The organism is Streptomyces sp. NBC_01426, from assembly GCF_036231985.1.
Classification (GTDB): Bacteria; Actinomycetota; Actinomycetes; order Streptomycetales; family Streptomycetaceae; genus Streptomyces.
This window is the reverse complement of record NZ_CP109500.1, coordinates 4,452,219-4,465,812: the sequence shown is the minus strand read 5'-3', so window position 1 is coordinate 4,465,812 and position 13,594 is coordinate 4,452,219. Positions and strand designations below refer to the sequence as shown.

The window sequence follows — 13,594 nt, the reverse complement described above, 5'->3', positions numbered from 1 at the left end:
CGGGCTCCTTCGCACGCTTCAGACCGCGGCGGGTTCGGTCAGGGGGAGGTCGAGCGGCAGGTCTCGGGTCACGCGGACCGCGTCGGGGCGCAGGTCGGCGGGGGTCGGCATGGCGCTGCCGGGCAGTTGCACGGCGGCCGCGCCGTGGGCCAGGGCCGAGGCGAGGGCCTCGGGGCCGGTGCCGCCGGCGATCAGGAAGCCGGCCAGGGAGGCGTCGCCCGCCCCGACGTTGCTGCGGATCTCGGCGGCCGGGGCGGTGCCGTAGTGGTCGCCATCGGCGGCGACCAGCAGTTGGCCGTCGGCTCCGAGGGAGGCCAGTACCGCCCGCGCGCCCAGGGCCCGCAGTTCCCGGGCGGCGTCGAGCACGTCGCCCAGGGTGGCCAGCGGGCGGCCGACCGCGGCGGCGAGTTCGTGGACGTTCGGCTTGATGACGTCGGGGCGGGCCGGGAGGGCAGCGAGGAGCGCCGGGCCGGAGGTGTCCAGGGCGATCCGGGCACCCGCTTCGTGGGCCCGGGCGACCAGTTCGGCGTACCACTCGGGGCGCAGGCCGCGCGGCAGGCTGCCGCAGCAGGCGATCCAGGCGGGGCTGCCGTCGTGGGTGCGGACCGTCTCCAGGAGCAACGCCGACTCCTCCGGGGCGAGTTCCGGACCCGGGGCGTTGATCTTCGTGAGGGTGCCGTCGGGTTCGGCGAGGGAGATGTTGGATCGGGTCTGTCCGGCGATGGAGACGGCCGTCACGTCCACGCCCTGCGCGCCCAGCAGTTCGGCGATCAGTGCGCCGGGGGCGCCGCCGAGCGGGAGGACCGCGGTCGTGCGGACGCCCGCGGCCGCGACGGCGCGGGAGACGTTGACCCCCTTGCCGCCCGGGTCGACCCGGTCTCCGGTGGCGCGCAGGACGTCGCCCCGGCCGAGCGAGGGGACCTCGTAGGTCCGGTCGAGGGAGGGGTTGGGCGTGACGGTGAGGATCATACGAGCGCAACTTCCGTACCGGCGGCCTCGATCGCCGCCTTGTGAGCGGGGTCGAGCCCCGTGTCCGTGATGAGGAGGTCGATGTCCGCGAAGGCGCCGAAGCGCGCGAAGTGCTCTTGGCCGGCCTTCGAGGAGTCGGTGAGCAGGACCACGCGGCGGGCCGCCGCCATGGCGGCGCTCTTGACGGCGGCCTCGGCGAGGTCGGGGGTGGTCAGACCGCCGTCCGGGGTGAAGCCGTTGGTCGCGAGGAAGAGGACGTCCGCGCGGATCTCCCCGTACGCGCGCAGGGCCCAGGCGTCGACGGCGGCGCGGGTGCGGTGGCGGACCCGGCCGCCCACGAGGTGGAGGTCGACGCCGGTGTGGTCCGCGAGCCGGGCGGCGGCCGGCAGGGCGTGGGTGACCACGGTCAGCGCCGACTCGACGGGAATGGCGGCCGCGAGCCGGGAGACGGTGCTGCCCGCGTCGAGGATGACGCTGCCGCCGTCGGGCAGTTCGGCGAGGGCGGCGGACGCGATGCGGTCCTTCTCGTCGGCGGCGGTGGCCTCGCGCTCGGTGAGGTCCGGTTCGAAGTCGAGGCGGCCGGCCGGTATGGCCCCGCCGTGCACCCGTCGGACCAGGCCGGCCCGGTCGAGGGCGGTCAGGTCGCGTCGCACCGTCTCGGCCGTGACCTGGAAGCGGTCGGCGAGGGAGAGGACGTCGACCCGGCCGACCTCGCGGGCGAGGCGGAGGATCTCTTGCTGGCGCTCAGGTGCGTACACGTGGATTCAGGTCCGTTCACGTCCGTCGAATGCCCGACTGTGTGTGTTCCCTTGCACGGTACGCCTAGTTTTCGCCGAAAACAAAACAAACTGGGCTCGAAAACAAAACAAACGGGCATGCCCGCTCTCTCGGAGCGGACATGCCCGTGTGTGTGCGTCGCGGTGTTGTTCGGTGCGTCGCGGTGCGTTGCCCTGCGGCTAGTGGGCGCCTTCGCGCTCCTCCATCGGGACCGCCTTGCGCGGGAGCATGAACATCACCGCGAAGATCAGGACCAGGACCGCCGCGACCCACCACAGCGCGCCGCGGAAGGCCTCGACGTACGGGGCGCCGAGGACCCGGTCGTCGTCGATCAGCCCGAAGAAGACGACCGACGTCAGACCCAGGCCCAGCGCGTTGCCCATCTGACCGGTGGTGTTGATCAGGCCGGAGGCCGACCCGGCGTGCTCGCGCGGCACCTGCGAGAGCACGGTGTCGGTCAGCGGCGCGACGATCAGGCCCATGCCGATGCCCATGACGACCAGCGGGGCGGCCATCTGCCAGGAGGCGATCTCCATGCCGTAGTGGTCGGACTCCCAGATGTAGAGGAGCAGACCCGCGGCCATGGTGAGCGCACCGGCCTGGAGCACCTTGCGGCCGAAGCGCGGTACGAGCTTCTGCACGGACATGCCCGCGGCGACCGAGACGGCGATGGAGAAGGGGATGCCGGTGGTGCCGGCGCGCAGGGCGCTCCAGCCGAGGCCCATCTGCATGTACAGCGTCCAGACCAGGAAGAAGATGCCGGTCGCGATGCCGAAGGTCAGCTGGACGGCGATGCCGCCCGCGAAGCTCTTGACCTTGAAGAGGGACAGTTCCACGAGCGGGGAGCCGTCCTTGCGGATCTTGTGCTTCTCGTACGCGATGAAGCCCGCGAAGACCACCGGCGAGAGGATCATGCAGACGAAGCCCCACAGCGGCCAGTCGTTCTCCCGGCCGTGGGTGAGCGGGAAGATCAGCATGACCAGGGCGAGGGTGGCGAGCACGACGCCGACCAGGTCGAGGCGCAGCGCCTTCGGGGCCTTGGACTCGGTGATGAACTTGCGCCCCAGGAGCACGCCGGCGATGCCGACGGGCAGGTTGATCAGGAAGATCGGGCGCCATTCGAGGTCGAACAGGTTCCACTCGGTGAGCAGCGCGCCGAGCATCGGGCCCGAAACGGCGCCGAGGCCGACGATCGCGCCGAACATGCCGAAGACCTTGCCGCGCTCGTGCGGCGGGAAGGTGACGTGGATGATCGCCAGGACCTGCGGGACCATCAGGGCCGCCATGGCGCCCTGGAGGACGCGGGAGGCGACGAGCATGGAGGGGTTGGCGGCGATGCCGCAGAGCAGCGAGGCGGCGGTGAAACCGGCGATGCCGAGGAGGAAGACGCGCTTGCGGCCGTAGATGTCACCGAGACGGCCGCCGGTGATGAGGCCGGCGGCGAAAGCGAGCGCGTACCCGGCGGTGATCCACTGGATCGCGCTGGTGGAGGCACCGAAGTTCGCGCGCATGGTGGGTATCGCGATGTTGACGATCGTGACGTCGACGAGGTCCATGAAGGCCGCGGTCATCACGATGGCGAGCGCCAGCCAGCGGCGGCGGTCCGCGGGGGAGGCAGCGGCGACGGCGGCGGCCTCTGAGGCGCCTGAGGCGCCGGATGCGTCGGTAAGGAGGGTGTCGTTCCGCTCTTCTTGTACGGGCCCGTTCTCTCTTTCGGGCGATGCCTTGGCTGTCTCGGTGCTCATGGGGAGAAACCTAGACGGCATGTAGGTCAGTCGGTGACCTATTTCGCCGGCAACCTGGTGCCATGAACGACACCCCGGGGCGGTTGCTCACGCTGCTCTCCCTTCTCCAGACACCGCGCGAATGGCCCGGGAGCGAGCTGGCGCAGCGCCTGAGCGTGAGCGCCCGCACGATCCGGCGGGACATCGACCGGCTGCGCGAGCTGGGGTACCCGGTGGAGGCCACGCTGGGCTCGGAGGGCGGCTACCGGCTGGTGGCGGGTGCGGCGATGCCCCCGCTGCTGCTGGACGACGAGGAGGCCGTGGCGATCGCGGTGGGGCTGCGGGCGGGAGCCGGGCACGCCATCGAGGGGATCGAGGAGGCCTCCGTCCGGGCTCTCGCCAAGCTCGAACAGGTCCTGCCGTCGCGGCTGCGCCGCAGGGTGAGCGCGCTCCAGTCGGCCACGGTCGCGGTGTCCCGGGGCGACGGGGCGACGGTGGATCCGCGGACCCTGACGACGATGGCGGCCGCGGTGGCGGGCCCCGAGCGGCTGCGGTTCGACTATCGGGACCGGGACGGCGCGGCCACCCGGCGGCTGGTGGAGCCGTACCGGCTGGTGAGCACCGGGAGCCGGTGGTACCTGGTGGCCTACGACCTGGAGCGCGAGGACTGGCGGACGTTCCGGGTGGACCGGGTGAGCGAGCCGTTCGCGACGGGGGCGCGGTTCGCCGCACGGGCGCTGCCGATGGAGGCGGAGGAGTTCGTGCGGCGGGGGCTGCGGGGCGGGGAGACGTACCGGGTGGAGGTGACCTTCGCCGCGCCGGTGGACGCCCTGCCCGGGTGGCTGCGGGGGGACGCCGTGGAGGAGCCGGGCGGCTGCCGGGTGCGGTTCGACACCGGGGATGCGCCCGAATGGGTGGCGGCGCGGCTGGCGCTGACCGGGTTGGGGTTCGCGGTGCGGGAGCCGGCGGCGCTGGCGGACAGCGCGCGGGGGCTCGCGCGGCGGCTGAGTTCGGCGGCGGGGGCGTAGCCGGCGGCCCTCGCCGAGCGGGTCCCGGCGGGCCGCGGTCGGGGGCGGCCGGGGCCGGGGTCCGGGCACGAGAGAGCCCCCGGCACCTGGGGGGGGTTAGGCGCCGGGGGCTCGTGGAGGGGGCTTCTTCGCGGGCCGGTCAGGCCACGGCGTCGAAGCCGGTGTCACGCGCCATCTTCTTCAGTTCCAGCAACGCGTGCTTCTCGATCTGGCGGATCCGCTCACGGGTCAGGCCGTGCTGCTTGCCCACCTCTGTCAGCGTACGCTCCCGACCGTCGTCGATGCCGTAACGCATCTTGATGATCGACGCGGTGCGCTGGTCGAGCTTGCCCAGCAGGTCCTCCAGCTCCTCGCTGCGCAGCAACGACAGCACGGACTGCTCCGGGGAGATCGCCGAGGTGTCCTCCAGGAGGTCACCGAACTGCGTGTCGCCGTCGTCGTCCACCGCCATGTTGAGGCTGACCGGGTCACGGGCCCAGTCCAGGACGTCGCCGACGCGCTTCTCCGTCGAGTCCAGCTCGGCGGCGACCTCCGCGTGCTCCGGGTCGCGGCCGTTCTCGCGGTTGAACTCGCGCTGCACCCGACGGATCCGGCCGAGCTCCTCGACCAGGTGGACGGGGAGGCGGATGGTGCGGGACTGGTCGGCGATGGAGCGGGTGATGGCCTGGCGGATCCACCACGTGGCGTACGTGGAGAACTTGAAGCCCTTGGCGTAGTCGAACTTCTCGACCGCGCGGACCAGGCCCGCGTTGCCCTCCTGGATGAGGTCGAGCAGAGGCAGGCCGCTGCGCGGGTAGCGGCGGGCGACGGCCACGACGAGGCGGAGGTTCGAGCGGATGAAGACTTCCTTGGCGCGCTCGCCTTCGGCGGCGAGCGCCTCCAGCTCCTCGCGGGACGGGGTCTCCCCCGTGCGCTCTATCGCGTCGTCGAGGATCTGTCGGGCGTACACGCCCGCCTCGATGATCTGCGAAAGCTCCACTTCCTTGGCCGCGTCGAGCAACGGGGTGCGCGCGATCTCGTCGAGGTACATGCCGACCAGGTCACGGTCTGCGATCTCCCCGCCCACGGCGCGAGCGCTGCTCGTGGACTGACGGCGGGCGACGGCGCGGGTTGCCATGCGTGCTCCCTTGCGATGCGATGAGTTCGGTCGCGGTGCGGCTGCGGGACGCGTCGTGTTTCTCCGAGTGGTGCGGATGATGCGTCCTTCGGACACTCTCCCGAGTGCCCGCTTTCGAAGGAAACAACGACTGGAAACGGGACAGAATTCCCACGCCGGCCCCTCTTTTCCGAGATCTTGCAGTATCCTGCCCCGCCACGCCCCGTCACCGAAGGGGACGGTGTGCGGTCAGATCTCGAAGAGGTGCAGGTCAGGCCCGGGGTGGCGGCCGACCTGCCGGCACTCACGGCGCTGCACGACCACGACGTCCGTGAGACCGCCGTCACATGCGACACGATGGCCTTCACCCCGGAACAGCGCCGCCCTCGCTGCACTCCCACCCTGAAGACGGCCCTCGTCGGCTCCTGGTTGCCTGGACTGGCGATCGAATGGCCGGATACGCGACAAGCAGCGCTTACCGCACCAAACCGTCTCGGACATCCGGGCGCCCGGGTGCTCGGGCCCTCGGGGCCCTCGGGGCCCTCGGGGCCCTCGGGTCAGCCGAACTGGAGGGAGCGCTTCGAGAGGCCCATCCAGTAGCCGTCCACCGGGGTGCGGGGCGCCGCGAGGTCGCCGGTGGACTCGGCCGCGCCCAGCGTGACGAACAGCGGGGCGAAGTGTTCCGTGCGCGGGTGGGCGAGGCGACCCGCGGGGGACTTCGTCTCGAAGTCGAGCAGGGCGTCGACGTCGGAGGCGGCCAGCGCCTCCCGGCCCCAGGCGTCGAACTCGGCGGACCAGCCGGGCACGCCCGGGCCGGTGTGCCGCAGGGCGGCGAGGTTGTGCGTGAAGAACCCGCTGCCCACGATCAGCACGCCCTCGTCGCGCAGCGGCGCGAGCCGGCGGCCGATGTCCATGAGCCGGGTCGGATCCAGGGTCGGCATGGATATCTGGAGGACCGGTACGTCGGCCTCGGGGAACATCTCGACGAGCGGGACGTACGCGCCGTGGTCCAGCCCCCGGTCGGGGATGTCCTGGACGGGCGTGCCCGGGGCCCGCAGCAGGGCCCGTACCGAGGCGGCCAGGTCGGGGGCGCCCGGCGCCTCGTACCGCACGCCGTAGTAGTGCTCGGGGAAGCCCCAGAAGTCGTACACGAGCGGGACGGGCTCGGTGGCGCCGAGGGCGAGCGGGGCCTCCTCCCAGTGGGCGGAGACCATCAGGATCGCCCGGGGGCGGGGCAGGGCTGCGGACCAGGCGGCGAGTTCACCGGGCCAGACCGGGTCGTCGGCCAGCGGGGGCGCCCCGTGGCTCAGGTACAGGGCCGGCATGCGGGTCACGGGGGGCTCCTCGTTCGTCGGGCGGGGCCACGGAACAAGACCGACCCCACTTCATTCAAATTTGAACGAAGTGGGGTCGTCAGTCATTCCCGGGCCCGTGCCCCGGGGGTCAGTGGGCGACCACCGGGATCTTGACCTCGGCCTCGGCGCCCTCGCCGGAGGCCACCGGGCCACCCGCGCCGGGACGGCCCGTGGTGATCAGGGTGAAGGCGATCAGCGAGCTGGTCACCAGGATGCCGACGGCCCACCAGATGGCCGAGGAGTAGCCCTCGACCATGGCCTGGGCCTGGATCAGCTTGGCCGCCGGGCCGCCCGCCGCGGCCTCGGCCGCGTGGTCGGCCAGGTACGCGGTCGTCGCGGAGGCGGCGATGGTGTTCAGCAGGGCGGTGCCGATCGCGCCGCCGACCTGCTGCGAGGTGTTGACCATGGCGGAGGCGACACCGGCGTCGGCCGGGTTCACCCCGTGCGTGGCCAGGGACATGGCGGGCATGAACGCCGAACCCATGCCGAGGCCGAGCAGGAGCTGCGCCGGCAGGATCAGCGCCGGGTACGAGGACCCGACCTCGAGCTGCGTCAGCAGCAGCATGCCGGTGGCGGCGAGCAGGAAGCCCGGGCCCATCAGCAGCCGCGGCGGGACGCGGGTCATCAGGCGGGCGCCGATCTGCGTGGAGCCCGTGATCATGCCCGCGATCATCGGCAGGAAGGCGAAGCCGGTCTTGACGGGCGAGAAGCCCTTCACGACCTGGAGGTAGTAGGTGAGGAAGAGGAACAGGCCGAACATCGAGATGACGGCGAGGCCCAGGGAGAGGTAGACGCCGCCGCGGTTGCGCTCCAGCAGGACGCGCAGCGGCAGGAGCGGCGACTTCACCTTGGACTCGACGTAGACGAAGGCCGTGAGCAGCGCCGCCGAGGCGATGAACATCGCCACGGTCACGGTGTCCGACCAACCGGCGGACTCGGCGCGGGTGAAGCCGTAGACCAGCGCGACCAGACCGAGGGTGGAGAGGATCACGCCGGGGACGTCGAGCTTGGCGGGGTTGCGGGCGCCGGCGGGCTCACGGATGACGAACCAGGCACCGACGGCCGCGACGATCGCGAACGGGATGTTGACGAAGAAGGTCCAGCGCCAGTTGAGGTACTCGGTGAGGAAGCCGCCGAGGATCAGGCCGACGGCGCCGCCGCCGCCCGCGATCGCGCCGTAGATGCCGAAGGCCTTGGCCCGCTCCTTGGCATCGGTGAACATGACCGCCAGCAGCGAGAGCGCGGCCGGGGCGAGCAGCGCGCCGAAGGCGCCCTGGAGGGCGCGGGCGCCCAGCATCATGGCCTCGCCGGTGGCGGCGCCGCCGAGCGCGGAGGCCAGGGCGAAGCCGATCAGACCGACGACGAAGGCGTTCTTGCGGCCCCACTTGTCGGCGATGCGGCCGCCGAAGAGGAGGAGACCGCCGAAGGCCAGCGCGTAGGCGGTGATGACCCACTGGCGGTTGCCGTCCGAGATGCCGAGGTCGGTCTGGGCGGACGGGAGGGCGATGTTCACGATGGTCGCGTCGAGGACGACCATCAGCTGGGCCAGGGCTATGAAGACGAGTGCCTTCCAGCGGCTGGGGTCGGCAGCCGGCGCGAGGGTCGCGGCTGTTTTCGGCATGGGGGTACCCACTCACTGTGCGGAATGACTGAAAAGCAAGGTTTAGGGAGGATTTACGACGCTAAGGGGTGCGACCCGGCGGCGTCACATGGTTTTCCGCCTCAGGTCCCCCAGGGCGGCCGGGGCACCCGGCAGCACGGAGTGCGCCGGAGCCCGCAACCCGTCGAGGAACAGCTGGAGATGGCGGTGGACGAAGCGGTCCATGTCGAGGCAGCCGGTACCCGGGAGGGGACGGCTGAGCTGGGAGAGGGCGACCATCAGGTCGCCCGCGCCGATGTCCGGGCGGAGCAGCCCGGACTCCTGGCCGGTGCGCACGAGCGTCTGCACGGCGTACTCCAACGCGACCCGGGACGCGAGGAGTTCGGGATGCTCTTGGTCGAAGTCCCCGGAGAGCATGGGGCACAGGGCCCCGATGCGCTCGTCGGCGGCCGCGTGCGTGAAGTGGCACAGCGCGGCGAAGGCGTCGCCCTCGTCGGCCGAGGCGACCTCGGCGAGGGCGTTCTCCGCGTGGACGGTGACGCGGCCCATGACGTACAGGACCACGTGGTGGACCAGGGTGGCCCGGTCGGGGAAGTGTCGGTAGAGCGTGGCGTTGCCGATCCCGGCCCGGCGGGCGACCTCGTCGAAGGGGGCGGTCGAGCCGAGTTCGACGAGCACCTCGCGGGCCGCGGCCAGGATGCGTTCGCGGTTGCGGACGGCGTCGGCGCGGGGACGCGGGACCTTGGCCTCGAAGCCGACGACGGCGACGGGGGTCTTCATTCCGGTGCCTCCTCGGCATGGGACTCCCCCAAACGGGGAAGCCGTCCCCGCTTCGTGGGACGTAGATGCAAACGGGGATCACGTCCCCGCTTATTTCACTCGTCGGTGTGACCTGGGTCACGACCTTTTCGGTCCGTACTCCCGTTTGGCCTCTCCCGACGCGCGGGCGCGCCGCAGCCGTCGGAGGGTGGGGCAACGGAGAGCAGTCCGGACCCGGCCGGCTGCCGCGGACCCGAAGGCGATCTCCATGCCGCAGACCCGCCACCGGATACGCACACCACGCCGCACCTGCGCGTACATCGGACTCACCGCGCTGGCCCTCGGCGTCTCGGCGACGGCGAGCGACGGGACCTCCCACCGTGGGCACTCGGCGGCCGGGCCCGTCTCCACGAGCGCCGAATCGCTGCTGGCGCCCTGCCGGATCACGGGCACCATGGGCGTCCAGATGTCCGAGGGACTGCCGACGCCTCCCGGGTACTCGCGGTCGACCGGCGAGGTCCGGGCCCTGAACCTGATGATCGACTTCCCCGATGCCAAGGGCGAGGGCACGGCCCTGGACCGGATGTCGGAGTTCTTCCCGCAGACCTCCGACTGGTTCCGCACCAGCTCCTACGGTCGGCTCACCTACCTGGCCGAGGCGCCGATAAGGACGTGGCTGCGGATGCCGATGCCGTTCGCGGCGTACGGGATCGGGCGCGGCTCCCCCTACGAGCCCGGATACCGCCAGCTCGTCGAGCACATCGCGAAGGCCGCCGACTCCGAGGTGGACTTCAGCCGCTACGACCTCATCAACATCCTGGTCACCCCGAACGCGGGGCCCTCCGCCCTGGACACCGTCCTGTCCGTGACCTTCTCCGGCAACGGCGAGGCCCCGGTCGCCGACGGCGTGCCCCTCGCGAACACGTCCTTCGTCTACAGCCGCCAGGACGACGGCTCGGGCACCTACCGGGAGACCGGGTACCGGGTGCTCCCGCACGAGAACGGGCACGTCTTCGGGCTGCCCGACCTGTACACGGCCGACGGCGGCGGCACGGTCGGGCACTGGGACATCATGAGCGAGGACTGGGGCTCCAACAACGACCTGCTGGGCTGGCACAAGTGGAAGCTGGGGTGGCTCGACGGGGACCAGATCAGCTGCGCCGCGAAGTCCGGGGTGAGTGATCACGTGCTGTCCCCGCTGGCGGTGCGGGGCGGCACGAAACTGGCCTTCGTACCGCTGTCGGAGAGCGTCGGGTACGCGATCGAGGTGCGCACGCAGGCCGGCAACGACGAGTCCGTCTGCAAACCGGGCGTCCTCATCTACAAGGTGGACTCCGCGGTCGACACCGGGCGCGGACCGGTCACCGTGTCCGACAGCGCGGACGCCAGCGGAGGGTGTACCCGGCGGCCGAACGTGCACGCGGAACTGTCCGACGCGCCGTTCCGGCCGGGCGAGACCTTCAACGACGACAAGGCGGGCATCAGCATCTCGGTGGTGGGCGAGCTGCGCAACGGCAGCTTCCAGGTGCGCGTCACCCGGCCCTAGGCGCGACGACAGGATCTAGGGACGGGTCGGAGTCGGTCCGTCGAGGATCCGACGCAGTTCCGCGGTGAACTCCGCGAGGGTCGGCTCCGTCAGCAGGGCCGCCAGCGGGATGTCCGCGTCCAGGCGCTCCCGGAGCGCCTCCACGACCGCGACCACCTTGAAGGAGTCGCCCCCCAGGTCGAAGAAGTCCTCGTCCGGGCCCACCTCTGCGACGCCGAGGACCTCGCACCACACCCGGGACACCAGCGGCTCCGGATCCGCTGCGGCCCCGGCGGCCGCGCCGTTCGCCGGGTGGGGGCCGGGGGCCTCGGCGGAGCGCTTGGCCGCCCATTCCTCCAGCAGGAGCCGGTCGAGCTTGCCGTTCGCGGTCAACGGCAGGTCGTCGAGCACCTCGACGGTCGCGGGCACCATGGAGTGCGGGAGCCAGGTCCGCAGGGTCTCCCGTACGGCCGCCGGCAGGTCCTCGGTCGCCCCGTCCTCCCCCGGCACCACGTACGCGGCGAGTCGCTTCGCGCTGCCCGAACCGTGCGCGACGACCGCCGCCCGCAGCACGCCGGGGCACCGCAGGGCGGTGGCCTCGATCTCGCCGAGTTCGAGGCGGACCCCCCGGATCTTCACCTGCCGGTCGACGCGGCCCAGGAACTCCAGCGCGCCGTCGGGGCGGGCCCTGACCAGGTCGCCGGAGCGGTAGAGGCGGCCGTTCGGTTCGAGGTCCGGGAGGGTGACGAAGCGTTCCGCGGTGAGTTCGGGCCGGTTCAGGTAGCCGAGGGCCAGGCCGGCGCCGCCGATGTACAGCTCGCCGGGTTCCCCGTCGGTGACCGGGACGCCCGCCCCGTCGAGGATCCACAGCACGGTGTCCGCGACGGCCGTGCCGATGAGCACCGTGTCGAGGTCCGGGTCGCGCGGGCAGACCCAGGCGGTGCAGTGGATGGTGCACTCGCTGGGGCCGTAGAGGTTGGTGAGCGTGGCCGTGGAACGCGCGTGGAAACGTTTCACCAGCTCGGGAGGGAGCGGTTCGCCGCCGGTCAGGACCTGCCGGAGGCCGTCGTACCGCTCGGCCGGGTCACGGGCGAGCAGGAAGAGTTCGAGCAGGGACACCACGCAGTAGAACGTCGTCACGCCGCGGTCCCGGATCAGCTCCGCGAGGTGGTCCGCGTCGCGTTGGCGGCCGGGCTCGGCGAGCACCACGGCGGCGCCGGCCAGCAGCGGCCAGTACATCTCGCTCAGGTACATGTCGAAGGTGCACGCGGTGTGGTGGATCATGCGGTCCCGCTCGTCCATGCGGTGCGAGCCCTGGAGCGCGCGCAGGCGGGAGACGAGGGCCCGGTGGCTGATCAGCGAGGCCTTGGGGCGGCCCGTGGAGCCGGAGGTGTACAGGACCACCGCGGGGTCGTCCGCCGTCCCCGCGACGGGCAGCGGGTCCCGCTCGGGGCCGTGCTCCCCGAACCCCTCTCCGGCGTACTCCTCGTCGGTCAGGACGAGGACGTCGGGGACCTCGGTGAAACGGGATCGGAACGCGGCGCCGGCCAGGACCGCGCGCGGGGCGCAGTCCTCCAACGCGGCGAGGGTGCGGGGCAGCGGTTCGCGCACGTCGAAGGCCGCGTGGGCGGCGCCCGCGAACACGGCGCCCAGCAGGGCCACCACGAACGCGACGGACCGCTCGTGGTAGATCGCGACGAGGTCCCCCGGGCCCACCCCGCGTGCGCGCAGCGCGGCGGCGGCGAGCAGGACCCGGTCCCGCAACTCGCCGGTGGTGACGACGGTGTCGCCGGACACCAGCGCGACGTGTTCGGGGTGGCGGTCCCACCCCTCCAGGAGGAGTTCGTCGATCCGGCGCTCGGGGTCGATCCGGCGCTCGGGAGGGACGGCGACGCTCTGCATGGAAGTGAACCTCGTGTCGGAGACGTTCTATCGGAGACGTTCTAGTGGGCGGGGTCCGCGGTGAACTGGTCGAGGTTGCCGACGAGGGCGTCCACCACCGCGTCGGGGCTGTCCGCGAGGAGCATGTGGCCGCCCGGTACCCAGGCGCCGCGGACGTTCTCGCCGAACAGCGACCAGTCCTCGGTCCGCTCGTCGGGGCACAGGTCGTCCGCGTCCCCGAACACGGTCAGCAGCGGGCAGGCGAGGAGGGGGTCGGGGCCCGACGTGTAGTCCTCGACGGCCGCCATGTCCGCGACGATGGCCGGCAGCACCAGGCCGAGCATCTCCGGGTTGGCGGCGAGCGATTGCGGTACCCCGCCGAACTCCCGGAGGATCTCCAGGACGCGGGCGGGGTCGTCCGTGTCGCGCAGGGACGGGCGGTCGGGGTCGGGTTTCTCCGTCACCGCCCACTGGGAAACGACCACCAGCCCGGCGACGAGGTCGACGTCCTCACCCTGTACGGCGCGTACGGCCTCCAGGGCGATGACCGCCCCGGAGCACACGCCGACGACGATCAGGGGGGCCGTGCCGGGCAGCGCGCGGAGGGTGGCCACGACGTCGGCCACCAGGCCGGGCAGCGCGGGGACGCTCTCGCGCAGGCGGGACTCCCGGCCGGGCAGCCGGGCCGTGGCGACGAGCCAGTCGGCCGGGGCGTGCTCCGCGAAGGCCAGACCGGCCGCCGCGCCGGCGCCGGCGTGCGGAACGATCAGGACGCGCAGGGCGGCGTCCCGCGGGTCGGCGCCTTTGATGACGACGTTGCGTGCGGACATGCTCGGTCTCTCCCGGAGGGCGTGGGTCGGGGCGCGGGGGCCGCGGGCGG

General features: G+C 72.2%; 11 protein-coding genes and 1 pseudogene. 3 read left to right on the top strand and 9 right to left on the bottom strand.

The window, feature by feature from the left end:
- Nucleotides 1-18 precede the first annotated feature (18 nt).
- The 3 genes from pfkB to OG906_RS19810 all read right to left on the bottom strand — a co-directional run bounded on the left by pfkB (nucleotide 19) and on the right by OG906_RS19810 (nucleotide 3,491).
- Nucleotides 19-969, bottom strand: a complete 951-nt coding sequence (gene pfkB, locus OG906_RS19820; protein WP_329444564.1) for a 1-phosphofructokinase — start codon at nucleotides 967-969, stop codon at nucleotides 19-21.
- Entirely contained in the window at nucleotides 966-1,727 is a 762-nt protein-coding gene (locus OG906_RS19815) for a DeoR/GlpR family DNA-binding transcription regulator (RefSeq protein ID WP_267801778.1), read from the bottom strand. The genes pfkB and OG906_RS19815 overlap by 4 nt, the downstream gene beginning before the upstream one ends.
- Nucleotides 1,728-1,925: 198 nt before the next feature.
- Nucleotides 1,926-3,491, bottom strand: a complete 1,566-nt coding sequence (locus OG906_RS19810; protein ID WP_392891211.1) for an MFS transporter — start codon at nucleotides 3,489-3,491, stop codon at nucleotides 1,926-1,928.
- Nucleotides 3,492-3,553: 62 nt separating this feature from the next.
- Between OG906_RS19810 and OG906_RS19805 the strand changes: the two genes are divergently transcribed.
- Nucleotides 3,554-4,498 carry a helix-turn-helix transcriptional regulator gene (locus OG906_RS19805; protein WP_329444561.1) on the top strand — a complete coding sequence of 315 codons (945 nt, stop codon included), beginning with the start codon at nucleotides 3,554-3,556 and terminating at the stop codon, nucleotides 4,496-4,498.
- A gap of 139 nt (nucleotides 4,499-4,637) precedes the next feature.
- Here the strand turns inward: OG906_RS19805 and OG906_RS19800 are convergent, their stop codons facing one another.
- The gene (locus OG906_RS19800; RefSeq protein ID WP_329444559.1) at nucleotides 4,638-5,615 is read right to left on the bottom strand and encodes a sigma-70 family RNA polymerase sigma factor; all 978 of its coding nucleotides are present in this window, start codon (nucleotides 5,613-5,615) and stop codon (nucleotides 4,638-4,640) included.
- A gap of 222 nt (nucleotides 5,616-5,837) precedes the next feature.
- Between OG906_RS19800 and OG906_RS19795 the strand changes: the two are divergent.
- Nucleotides 5,838-6,088 (top strand): annotated as a pseudogene (locus tag OG906_RS19795) (GNAT family N-acetyltransferase); the annotation flags it as partial.
- A gap of 63 nt (nucleotides 6,089-6,151) precedes the next feature.
- Here OG906_RS19795 and OG906_RS19790 read toward each other — a convergent pair.
- The 3 genes from OG906_RS19790 to OG906_RS19780 form a co-directional block, all read right to left on the bottom strand.
- Complete coding sequence (locus tag OG906_RS19790) at nucleotides 6,152-6,919, bottom strand: dioxygenase family protein (RefSeq protein ID WP_329448066.1); 768 nt, start codon at nucleotides 6,917-6,919, stop codon at nucleotides 6,152-6,154.
- A gap of 118 nt (nucleotides 6,920-7,037) precedes the next feature.
- Nucleotides 7,038-8,570 carry an MFS transporter gene (locus tag OG906_RS19785; RefSeq protein WP_329444558.1) on the bottom strand — a complete coding sequence of 511 codons (1,533 nt, stop codon included), beginning with the start codon at nucleotides 8,568-8,570 and terminating at the stop codon, nucleotides 7,038-7,040.
- A gap of 84 nt (nucleotides 8,571-8,654) precedes the next feature.
- Nucleotides 8,655-9,329 carry a TetR/AcrR family transcriptional regulator gene (locus OG906_RS19780; protein WP_329444556.1) on the bottom strand — a complete coding sequence of 225 codons (675 nt, stop codon included), beginning with the start codon at nucleotides 9,327-9,329 and terminating at the stop codon, nucleotides 8,655-8,657.
- A 247-nt stretch (nucleotides 9,330-9,576) separates the two neighbouring features.
- On the opposite strand from OG906_RS19780, the gene OG906_RS19775 reads away from it, so the two are divergent.
- Complete coding sequence (locus tag OG906_RS19775; RefSeq protein ID WP_329444554.1) at nucleotides 9,577-10,854, top strand: M6 family metalloprotease domain-containing protein; 1,278 nt, start codon at nucleotides 9,577-9,579, stop codon at nucleotides 10,852-10,854.
- 15 nt (nucleotides 10,855-10,869) lie between these two features.
- On the opposite strand, the gene OG906_RS19770 is transcribed toward OG906_RS19775, so the two are convergent.
- Both OG906_RS19770 and OG906_RS19765 read right to left on the bottom strand, forming a co-directional pair.
- Nucleotides 10,870-12,735 (bottom strand): non-ribosomal peptide synthetase, encoded by a 1,866-nt coding sequence (locus OG906_RS19770; RefSeq protein ID WP_329444552.1) that lies wholly within the window; start codon nucleotides 12,733-12,735, stop codon nucleotides 10,870-10,872.
- A gap of 41 nt (nucleotides 12,736-12,776) precedes the next feature.
- Complete coding sequence (locus tag OG906_RS19765; RefSeq protein WP_267801767.1) at nucleotides 12,777-13,544, bottom strand: thioesterase II family protein; 768 nt, start codon at nucleotides 13,542-13,544, stop codon at nucleotides 12,777-12,779.
- Between the last annotated feature and the right edge of the window lie 50 nt (nucleotides 13,545-13,594).

Coding starts and splice junctions, on each gene's coding strand:
- pfkB (WP_329444564.1), bottom strand. CDS start 969: ATGATCCTCACCGTCACGCCCAACCCCTCCCTCGACCGGACCTACGAG.
- OG906_RS19810 (WP_392891211.1), bottom strand. CDS start 3,491: ATGAGCACCGAGACAGCCAAGGCATCGCCCGAAAGAGAGAACGGGCCC.
- OG906_RS19805 (WP_329444561.1), top strand. CDS start 3,554: ATGAACGACACCCCGGGGCGGTTGCTCACGCTGCTCTCCCTTCTCCAG.
- OG906_RS19800 (WP_329444559.1), bottom strand. CDS start 5,615: ATGGCAACCCGCGCCGTCGCCCGCCGTCAGTCCACGAGCAGCGCTCGC.
- OG906_RS19790 (WP_329448066.1), bottom strand. CDS start 6,919: ATGCCGGCCCTGTACCTGAGCCACGGGGCGCCCCCGCTGGCCGACGAC.
- OG906_RS19785 (WP_329444558.1), bottom strand. CDS start 8,570: ATGCCGAAAACAGCCGCGACCCTCGCGCCGGCTGCCGACCCCAGCCGC.
- OG906_RS19780 (WP_329444556.1), bottom strand. CDS start 9,329: ATGAAGACCCCCGTCGCCGTCGTCGGCTTCGAGGCCAAGGTCCCGCGT.
- OG906_RS19775 (WP_329444554.1), top strand. CDS start 9,577: ATGCCGCAGACCCGCCACCGGATACGCACACCACGCCGCACCTGCGCG.
- OG906_RS19770 (WP_329444552.1), bottom strand. CDS start 12,735: ATGCAGAGCGTCGCCGTCCCTCCCGAGCGCCGGATCGACCCCGAGCGC.
- OG906_RS19765 (WP_267801767.1), bottom strand. CDS start 13,544: ATGTCCGCACGCAACGTCGTCATCAAAGGCGCCGACCCGCGGGACGCC.